The following is a 2,310-nucleotide window of genomic DNA, read 5'->3' as shown; positions in this document are numbered from 1 at the left end:
GGAGATGTCCAGGTAGCTGGCGCCGATGTTGTTCTTGCCGCCGCCGTGATTATAGTAGATGATGGCCACCCGTTTCTCCGAGTTGTTCATATTTTTGAGGCGTCCCCACGAAGCGGCGCGGTCGCAGAGCCACTCAATCTGATAATCCACCGGCTCATAGTACATCTCTCCGGTGATGGGATGCTCCGTCCTCCCCTCCGCCCAGATGTACTCGATGGTGCCGTCGATCTCCGGCTGGACGATCTGGAAGGGGACTGACTGAGGGCTGAGCCCATAGGTGCTGTTATTCCACTCTTCGGGCGGATAGTAGTAGTCTGTGACCACCTTCATCACTGGGACGTTGAAGGCCTCGATCCTCTCCTTTCCCGCCTCCGGATCTCCGTAGCAGAGATAGAACCCTTTGAACGAGAGGATCAAATCCACCAGGACGTTCCCCTCTTCGTCGGTGAAGTAGTGAGCGTCGCTCTCGATGAAGTTGGAGTGGACAGCGATGACGTTGATGCCCCGCGATTCGAGGGCGTTCATGGTGGCATCTTCTTTCCAGCCTATGATGCCGACGGTGACGTTCTCGGGGTTGTATACGTGGCCATCGGTCCTGTTGGCGTACCATTCGAGGTACTCAGATGAGTTCTCAAAGACTCTCTTTGGGTAGGTCTCGGGACGATAGATCCCCTCGGTCGGGATCTCCACTTTCGCTGGTGGCCCGTAATCGACATGCTGGCCGTTCAATTTCGCCCCGGTCCAACGGACCCAGTTCTTCATGTTCTCATCGCTGGGTATGCCGTCGTTGAAGTAGTCGTTTATAGGCGAATAGGCGGGATCTGAGGTGTTCACGTTGGATATGCCCCAGACGTCCACCATCTTCATGAAGGTGGGGATGCGGACGCCAGCGGCCGCGGCCTTCCGGAGACGCCCCTCAAGATCGTTCATGGTGGTGCCGCCGATGTGGGCCACATATATCACGTCGTAGCCGGAGAAGCTCTCCTCCGAGGACGTGGCCTCCTCTCCGTCGCTGAACCTGATATCGAATAGATCCTGTAAAAGAGGCGTTTCATTGTAAACTTCGACGACGGAGTGCTCGATGTCGTCGAGGTTCATTATGAAGAGGATGCGGGTCTTCGGCTGCAATATCTCTGGTTCAGGAACCTCGAGATCGGGCCAGAGGCCGAGGAAGTTCTGACCCATGAGCTTTAGCGTGTTCTTCATGTTCGCCTCACCACCCTGGACCCAGCGCCTCTCGATCTCGGTGCGGTTGGCCGAGGATAGGTCGAGGTCGGGGAAGGTGATGTTGGTGGAGAGGTTGTATCCTACGAACCGAACCCCGGCCGACTTTGAGTCGTTGATGCTCGCAGCCCATCCGTCCACCAAGGCCCCATCCAGAGACTCGAGGAAGACGACGGCGTACTCCGAGAAGTTCACCTCCTCGGGCAGGGTCTCATTTCTGGTGAGTACGGTGACGTTCAGCTCCTTGGCTATGGAGGGGTTTGATGCGGCCTTTTTCAGAGCTGCCTCGTTAAAATCGGCTCCCAGGATGAACAAAAATTTTTGAGTCTCGGTGAAATTCGCATCCAGGCTATCCTCCGAAAGACCGTCCGTCTCCGCCGCCGAGGAGGACGGCAAGCAGATCAGGAGGGCCAAAAACAGCAATGGGATATCTACGATTCTCCACGACATCAGCATCACCAGACAAGTCCTTTTGGTTTTAAGTAAATCTTTTTGATTTAAGCGTTTCGCAGGTCGCCCAGATCGAAGATATGGCGGGGCGAGAGCCCGAATATTTCTTCTCTGCAAGACGACGGCCCAGACCACTTCGCCGGTCCGAGCGTCAAATGCCGCCAACAACCCAGAGTCCGTAGCAGCGAAGATTATTCAACATCAAATATCAAATCGGATCCTGGGGCATCACGTAAGGCCTTCCTGGGCGGTCCTTTATCGCCTCGGCCCCCTCACCCCGTAGAGCTTCTCTAAGCGCTCTGAGAAGTAAAATCACGATTTATCAGAGCTCGAGGAGCACGAAGGTCAAGGTTTATCTATTTTGGCGGGGATGCCACATTTCATGGCAGGTCAAACCCTCTCAGAGAAGATCTTTTCACGAGCCTCGAAGAAGGAGGTGAGGGCTGGCGAGTTCGTCATGGCCGAGATAGATCGGGCCATGGTCCACGACATCACCGGCCCCCTGGCGGTGAAGGGGTTTCGCGAGATCGCGGGCGAGGACGCGCATGTATGGGACCCCTCAAAGATAGTTATACTCTTCGATCATCAGGTCCCGGCAGACAGCCTCGCTGCCGCCGAAAACCACATCATGCTCAG

The 2,310-nt window shown here is 55.7% G+C and carries 1 protein-coding gene and 2 pseudogenes; 1 reads left to right on the top strand and 2 read right to left on the bottom strand.

Annotated elements, in window-relative coordinates; genetic code table 11:
• A partial coding sequence (locus tag ACP5EL_RS05770; protein ID WP_428401538.1) for a cobaltochelatase subunit CobN occupies positions 1–1,674 on the bottom strand: 1,674 nt, incomplete at its 3' end.
• 129 nt (positions 1,675–1,803) lie between these two features.
• Positions 1,804–1,866: pseudogene (locus ACP5EL_RS05765) on the bottom strand (hypothetical protein); the annotation flags it as partial.
• Between the two features lie 190 nt (positions 1,867–2,056).
• On the opposite strand from ACP5EL_RS05765, the pseudogene ACP5EL_RS05760 reads away from it, so the two are divergent.
• Positions 2,057–2,310, top strand: a pseudogene (locus tag ACP5EL_RS05760) (3-isopropylmalate dehydratase large subunit); the annotation flags it as partial.

Origin of the sequence: Methanocrinis sp. (genome assembly GCF_049974945.1) — an archaeon.
In the GTDB taxonomy this organism is placed as follows: domain Archaea; phylum Halobacteriota; class Methanosarcinia; order Methanotrichales; family Methanotrichaceae; genus Methanocrinis.
This window is presented reverse-complemented; position numbering and strand designations above follow the sequence as displayed.